6 protein-coding genes are annotated in these 7,224 nt (G+C 69.8%); 2 read left to right on the top strand and 4 right to left on the bottom strand.

Annotated elements, in window-relative coordinates; genetic code table 11:
* The 4 genes from MFF42_RS22425 to MFF42_RS22440 form a co-directional block, all read right to left on the bottom strand.
* The coding region (locus MFF42_RS22425; protein ID WP_238257883.1) for an SAM-dependent methyltransferase at positions 1–325 on the bottom strand (325 nt) is incomplete at its 3' end.
* A 513-nt stretch (positions 326–838) separates the two neighbouring features.
* Positions 839–1,636, bottom strand: coding sequence for an invasion associated locus B family protein (locus MFF42_RS22430; RefSeq protein WP_238257885.1), 798 nt, complete (start codon positions 1,634–1,636; stop codon positions 839–841).
* Positions 1,637–1,943: 307 nt separating this feature from the next.
* On the bottom strand, positions 1,944–2,849 hold the full coding sequence (locus tag MFF42_RS22435) for a response regulator transcription factor (protein WP_238257887.1): 906 nt from the start codon (positions 2,847–2,849) through the stop codon (positions 1,944–1,946).
* On the bottom strand, positions 2,842–6,054 hold the full coding sequence (locus MFF42_RS22440) for a hybrid sensor histidine kinase/response regulator (RefSeq protein ID WP_238257889.1): 3,213 nt from the start codon (positions 6,052–6,054) through the stop codon (positions 2,842–2,844). Before MFF42_RS22440 ends, MFF42_RS22435 begins: the two co-directional genes overlap by 8 nt.
* Here MFF42_RS22440 and MFF42_RS26400 point away from each other — a divergent pair.
* Both MFF42_RS26400 and MFF42_RS22445 read left to right on the top strand, forming a co-directional pair.
* Entirely contained in the window at positions 6,044–6,169 is a 126-nt protein-coding gene (locus MFF42_RS26400; protein WP_283206915.1) for a hypothetical protein, read from the top strand. The genes MFF42_RS22440 and MFF42_RS26400 overlap by 11 nt on opposite strands.
* Before the next feature lie 330 nt (positions 6,170–6,499).
* On the top strand, positions 6,500–7,224 hold a 725-nt coding region (locus MFF42_RS22445), incomplete at its 3' end, for a transporter substrate-binding protein (RefSeq protein WP_238257891.1).

Consider the following 7,224-nt stretch of genomic DNA (forward strand, 5'->3'; position numbering starts at 1 on the left):
GGAAGGCGCCGCGCTCGTCCTCGCGCAGATGCTCGAGGATCAGATCCTCGTAGAGGGCCGCGCGGGCGGCGTGCCAATCGTCCACCGCCACGCCGTAATCCGCGGGGCGGCGGTCGCGCTCCGGGTCGGACGCCTCGATGAAGCGATAGGGCCGGCCCTCGATGTAGCGGTCGCAGATCTGCCGGCGCAGGTCGAGAAGGCCCGCCTTGGCCTCCCCCTTGTCGAGGACGAAGAAGGCGTCGGTCGCCTTCAGCGCCCGGATGCCCTGGATCGTCAGGTGCTCCGGATTGCCGGTCCCGATGCCGATGACGTGGATGTGTCGCACGGTTCACGCTTCCGGCCGGGCTCTGTCCCGGCGACGTCCCCGCTTGGGGGGAGAGAGGGAAGCGGCTTCTTAACGGATCCGGGCGATAAGGGGAGCGCCGGACCGGACGCGTTCAGCCGACCAGCGCGGTGAGGCAGGTGCCGAACAGGGTGACGAAGGTCATCGTCGCCATGAACTTGATGTCTTCGATGCGCTGGCTCATCGCCTGAACTCCGTAGCGGCTCCTTCGCGGCCGCCTCGATCCGTTAAATAACCCCTAACCTTGTGCAGTGGGATTGCGCGGTGCGTTTCGTCACCGTTGCTCACGCAATCCCGCCGACAAGCGGACGAAACATCCTTAACGACGACTTGGCGGTTGACTGTTGCCGTCCGGATGATCTCGGACATGCTGAACGCGGAGGTCCGCCCATGGTTGCAAGGCCGGCGGCGTCCGGCCCGACGCAGCCGACAGAAAAGCCCCGCCGTGGCGACCACGGCGGGGCTTTTCGTCTGACGACCGTTGGTGCGGGCGGCTTACTTCGGCGCGGCGTTGGCGGCCGGGGCGGCGGGCGCCGGGGCCGAGCCCTGCTGCTCCAGCTTCTTGCGCATCTCGTCGCTGCGCTTCTCCATCTCGGCCTGGAGCTTCTTCTGCTGCTCCTCGAGCACCTTCGGGTCGATGGCCGGACCGTCGAACGCCTTGCCGAAGCCGGCGAGCGGCACCGCGAACACCACCTCGCGCTGCGTCTGGTTCTGGACGCGGACGTTGAGCGTGGTGCCCTTCTTGAAGCCGTTCATGAGCTCGTTCGAGACGCCGCCGGCCTCGGCGAAGCAGCCGTTCGGGAAGCAGACCGCGAACTTGCCGCCGGTCACTTCCTTGCCGTCGACGTCGAAGCGCATGCCGGGCGCCAGCATCAGGCCGAGCGGCAGCAGGAAGCGGACGACCTTCACCTCCTGCTTCGTGGCGGCGTTCTTCATGTCGTAGAGCGCGACCGCGAGCACCGGCTGACCGGAATCCGAGACGAAGTCGCGGGTGGTGTAGCAGACGTCGGTGCCGGAGCTCTGATCCTTGCCGCAGACCTTGGTCCAATCGGCCTGGCTCGGCTCGGACTTCACGTTGATGAGCTGCGGGCCTGCGCCTTGGGCCTGCTGCTGAGCGGGCGCGGCCGGCTGGGCCTGCGCGGGGGCCGGGGTCGGCGCCGGGGCGGCCGGCTTCTTCGCCTGGGCGAACGCGGTCCCGCCCAGGCCGGCGCCCAGGCCCGCCATGGCGAGGAACGCGGCCACGCGCAGCGGGCGCGCCAAAGGCTTGGCCATGGAAGACTTGGCAAGGAACATCGGCGTTATGACCCCTTCAACGGATGGCGCGTAAAAATCGGACGCGGTGCTCACTCGGGCCGCCGCAGCCCCGCGGGATGGCAGGCTCGGCCGTCGGTCCGAGGCGCGGCCTTCCTGGCGCGGTGCGCCGGATCGCCGTGCGCGGCCTCGGGCGCAGCACGATTCCTGCCCGAACGAGACGGCGGCCTGCTTCCCCGTGGAATGCGGCGAAGGCATGACGCCTGCGCCGTACACCCCTGCACGCGAGGCCTCAAGTCGTTTGCGCAGGCCACTCGCTCAGGAGCCGGGCGGATGGTGGCGTGACCGATCAATCCAGGTCGCGCAGGTGCCTCGCCGCCACCGCCGAGGCCGCGGTGCGGTTCTCGACGCCGAGCTTGGCGTAGATGCCCTCCAGGTGCTTCGTCACCGTGCGGGGACTGAGACCGAGGATCTCGCCGATGTCGCGGCTCGATTTGCCGCGGGAGAGCCAGAGCAGAACCTCCGCCTCGCGGCCGGTGATCGGCAGCCGCTCGCGCAGGCGCTCCAGGCCCGCGGCGGTGGGATCGCCGGACAGGCGCAGCAGGATTTCCGGGCCGGTGCGGCCGATGAAGCTGAGGGAATGCGCCCGCCCCCCCGCATCGGTGAGCGCCAGGGGCGCGGTGCCGGTGCCGGCGAGGCATCTCTGCAGCCAGTCGCGCCCGCTCGGCGGCAGGCTCAACGGTTCGGCACCGCCGAGCGCGGCGAGCACTTGCGCCGCCTGCGGCGTGCACCACAGGACCGAGCCGGCGGCATCGACCGCGAACAAGGTGCGCCCGGCGGTGTCGAGCGCGGCGCGCGCGCTCTGGGCCGACCGGGCATTGGCCAGATGCACGCGGATGCGGGCCAGGATCTCGTCGGGGGCGATCGGCTTGGTGACGTAGTCGATCCCGCCCGCCCCCAATCCCTTCACGATGTGCTCGGTCTCGGACAGGCCGGTCATGAAGATGACGGGGACGTGGGCGAGCCGGCCCTTGGCCTTGAGGCGGCGGCAGGTCTCGAACCCGTCCATGCCCGGCATCACCGCGTCGAGCAGGATGATGTCGGGGGTGATCTCCTCGACGAGGTCGAGGGCGAGGTCGCCGCCCACCGCCACCAGCACCGTCGCGCCCGAGCGCTCGATCGCCTCGGTGAGGAAGCTCAGGGTATCGGGCGAATCATCGACGACGAGGACGATGTCGCGCTGCGCCTCAGGCATCGCGGGCGAGCCCTTCCAGCACGCCGACGTAGCGGCGCATGTCGTAGGCCGCGACCAGCCCGCGCAACTGCGCCACGAAGGCGGCCGGCACAGCGGCATCGCCCTCCAGTTCGGCGAGCTTGGCCTCGATGCCGCGCACGTGGCCGATGCGGCCGAGGCGCAGCAGCGCGGCGATGTGCTCGGCGGGCACCGTCTCTCCGCTCGCGACCCCTCCCTTCCCGGCGGCCAGCGGGTCGGGCCGCGCGATCGGGGGCGCCTCCGGGAGGGGGGCGGGAAGCGGGCGGGCGCTGCCCAGCAACGTGGTGATCCTTTCCAGGAAATCCTGCATGTCGAACGGTTTGGCGATGATGTCGTCGTGCGGCGCGTCCGCCCCGCGGGTCGGGCTGATCTCGTGGACGTTGGCCGACATCATCGCGATCCGGGCGGTGAAGCCCGTCTCACGCAACGTTTTTGCCACCTCCCAGCCGGTCATGCCCGGCATGGCGATGTCGAGCAGGATCAGCGCCGGCTCGCACGCCTTCGCCAGGGTGAGGCAGGCGGGTCCGTCCGGCGCCTCGGCAACGGTGAAGCCGAGGGGCTCCAGGATCTCGCGCATCAGGGCACGGTGGGCCGGGTCGTCGTCGGCGACGAGGATGGTGCGGCCGGACTCCGCCAGGGCGGGCCGCGCCACCGCCGCCGGAGCCGGCATCGCGGCGGGCGCCGGCCGGTTCACCGAGGCCAGCATCAGCCGCACGCGGAAGCAGGTGCCCTTCCCGACCCGGCTCTCGACGGTGATCTCGCCGCCCATCACCTGCGCCAGCAGACCCGCGATGGTCAGCCCGAGCCCGGTGCCCGGCGCCGCCCGGGCGGCGGGCATCGAGCCGCGCTCGAACGGCTCGAAGATCCGGCCGAGATCGGCCTCCGGGATGCCGAGCCCGGTGTCGCGGATCGTGAAGACGGCGACCTGCCCGCGATAGGTCATCTCCAGGGCGACCTCGCCCTTCGCCGTGAACTTGATGGCGTTGGAGAGGAGGTTGAGCAGGATCTGGCGCAGGTGCTTCTCGTCGGTCGCCACCACCGCCGGCAGGATCTCGGGCCGGGTGAAGCGGAAGCTCAGGCCCGCGCCCTCCGCCTGCAGGCGCACCATGTCCACGATCTGGGTCAGGAAGTCGGCGAGCCGGATCTCGTTGCGGTAGGTCTGGAGACGCCCCGCCTCCATCCGCGAGATGTCGAGCAGGCCGTCGATCAGCCCGGAGAGGTGCTGCGCGCTGCGGCGGATCACCCGGATGCCGTTGCGGCGCGGCTCGGGGATCGTCGGATCGCCCTCCAGCAGCTGCGCGTAGCCGAGCACGGCGTTGAGCGGCGTGCGCAGCTCGTGGCTGATGCCGACCACGTAGCGGCTCTTGGCGAGGTTGGCGGCTTCCGCCGTCTCCTTGGCCTGCTGCAGCTTGGCGTCGGTGACCTTGTGGGCGGCGATCTCGGCCTCGTAGAGGGCGGTCTGGCGGGCGGTCTCTTCCTGCGCCACGCGGCGGCTCTCCTGCGCCAGCACGAACAGCCACGCCACCACCCCGAGGATCACGATCAGGATGAAGAACAGGCTCGTCAGCGCCGCCCGCAGCGTCTCGGCATGCTCCGGGTGCCCGGCGGCGGCGCCGGCATGGACGATGACGAGAATCAGCCCGATCACCGTGATCAGCGTCAGCATCAGCGCGAGGTAGCGGCCGAGCGGAGCGCCGATCCAGGCGGCGGTGCGGGCCGGCAGGACGCGGGCGAGGGTGTCGCGGGCCTGGGCCTCCAGCCGGCCGTGCGGCTTGCACAGGTCGCCGCAGCGGGCGTCGAGCGAGCAGCACAGCGAGCAGATCGGCCCGGAATAGGCCGGGCAGCGGGCCATGTCCTCGGCCTCGAACGGGTGCTCGCAGACCCGGCAGGTGATCTCCGGCCGGTCCCAGGCGGTGTGCGGTTCACGGGCGAGGTAGCGCTTGCCCCCGGTGGCGAGGGCGATGGCGGGCGCCGCGGCGAACGCGGTGGCGAGCGCCAGCATCGGCGCGAAGGGCTGGAGCGCGTCGCCGAGGAGGCCCGCATGGATCAGGCAGCCGGCCAGCAGCGAGAGCACCATCGCCCCGGTGCCGACGGGGTTGATGGCGTAGAGATGCGCCCGCTTGAACTCGATGCCCGGCGGCGACAGCCCGAGCGGCTTGTTGACCGCAAGGTCCGCCGCGAGCGCTCCGACCCAGGCCGAGACGACGCAGGCGTAGAGCGGCAGCGTGCTCTCGATGGTCTTGTCGATGCCGAGTTCCATCAGGAGCAGGGCGATGGCGACGTTGAAGACGAGCCAGACCACCCGGCCCGGATGGCTGTGGGTGAGGCGCGAGAAGAAGTTCGACCACGCGATCGAGCCGGCATAGGCGTTGGTCACGTTGATCTTGAGCTGCGAGATCACCACGAACAGGCCGGTCAGCGCGATGGCGACGCCGGGCGAGCCCGAGACGTAGCCGAAGGCGACCGCGTACATCTGCGTCGGCTCGGCGGCGTGTTCCGGCGAGATGCCGTGGCCGAGCGCCAGAACCGTGAGGAAGGCGCCGAGCAGGATTTTCAGCATGCCCGGCACGATCCAGCCGGCTCCCGCCGAGAGGACGCCCGTCCACCAGCGCCAGTCGCCCTTGCCGCGGGATGCCGGCATGAATCTCAAAAAATCGACCTGCTCGCCGACCTGCGCCAGCAGCGCCAGGAGGATGCCGGAGGCGAGGCCGAACAGGCGCAGGTCGAAGCCCGCCCCCGCCGCCTCCAGGCCGGGATAGCCGGTGAAGGCTTCGAACGGCACCGGCCCTGCGAGCCCGATATAGACCAGCGGCAGAAGGTTGAGGCCGATCCAGAGCGGCTGGGTCCAGAGCTGGAAGCGGCTGATCAGGCGGATGCCGTAGACGACCAGCGGAATGACCGCCCCCGCGCTGACGATGTAGCCGATCCACAGGGGCAGGCCGAAGCAGAGCTGCAGCGCCAGCGCCATGATCGCGGCTTCGATGGCGAAGAACAGGAAGGTGAAGCCGGCATAGATCAGCGAGGTGATGGTCGAGCCGAGATAGCCGAAGCCCGCCCCGCGGGTGAGGAGATCGATATCGACCCCGTAGCGGGCGGCGTAGATGGTGATCGGCGCGGCGGTGGCGAAGATGATGAGCCCGACGACGAGCACCGCGGCGAAGGTGTTGGTGAAGCCGGTGGCGAGCACCAGCGTGCCGCCGATCGCCTCCAGCGCCAGGAACGAGAGCGAGCCGAGCGCCGTCTGGGCGATGCGGAAGGGCGACCAGCGCCGCGCCTTCTTGGCGGTGAAGCGCAGGGCGTAGTCTTCCAGCGTCTCGTCGGCGACGAAACGGTTGTAGTCGCGACGGATCGGGATGATGGACCGGGCGCTCAGGGGGCCGTCCTCACGATGGGCGGGTCACCGGCCTGCAACGGATGTGCCGACCAAACTCCGCCACTGCGCGGCACGAGACATCCCTAACGCGAGGCTCTCACGGAATCGAGAGCGGCACGGTACGGCCCGGGCTGTCCGGCGGACATACGCAAAACAGCGTATAGGGTGCGTCGCACAATCAAGCCTAGCCTTCACCCTGTTCGAGCACGGCCGCCGACCGGCAGAGCCGCGCCGACGCGAGATCAGGGGTTCAGGCACGATGGCGGATGAAAAGGGGAAGGGCCCGGAATCGGCCCTGCGGCGCAAGCTGCTCATGGGGCTCGCAGGCCTGCCTGCCCTGGCGATGATGCCGCGGGGGGCGTTCGCCGCCGCCCCGACCTCGGCCGTCAACACGACCGGGCTCGCGGTGACCGACAGCGAGGTCACGGTCGGCATCCTGCACTCGGCCACCGGCACGATGGCGATCTCCGAGACCGGCTCGATCCAGGCGGAGAAGCTCGCCATCGCGCAGATCAACGAGATGGGCGGCGTGCTCGGCCGCAAGATCAAGGTGATCCAGGAGGACGGCGCCTCCGACTGGCCGACCTTCGCCGAGAAGGCCAAGAAGCTCCTCGTCAACGACCATTGCGCCGCGGTGATGGGGTGCTGGACCTCGGCCTCGCGCAAGGCCGCGCTGCCGGTCTTCGAGCAGTATAACGGCCTGCTCTACTATCCGACTTTCTACGAGGGTCTGGAGCAGTCCAAGAACGTCATCTACACCGGCCAGGAGGCGACGCAGCAGATCCTCGCCTCGCTCGACTGGGTGGCGAAGGAGAAGGGCGCCAAGTCGTTCTTCATGATCGGCTCGGACTACATCTGGCCGCGCACCTCGAACAAGATCGCCCGCAAGCACATCGAGAACGTGCTCAAGGGAACGGTGGCCGGCGAAGAGTACTTCCCGCTCGGCCACACGCAGTTCAACTCGGTCATCAACAAGATCAAGCT

Origin of the sequence: Methylorubrum podarium (assembly GCF_022179745.1) — a bacterium.
GTDB classification, from domain to species: domain Bacteria; phylum Pseudomonadota; class Alphaproteobacteria; order Rhizobiales; family Beijerinckiaceae; genus Methylobacterium; species Methylobacterium podarium.

Coding starts and splice junctions, on each gene's coding strand:
- MFF42_RS22435 (WP_238257887.1), bottom strand. CDS start 2,849: ATGCCTGAGGCGCAGCGCGACATCGTCCTCGTCGTCGATGATTCGCCC.
- MFF42_RS22430 (WP_238257885.1), bottom strand. CDS start 1,636: ATGTTCCTTGCCAAGTCTTCCATGGCCAAGCCTTTGGCGCGCCCGCTG.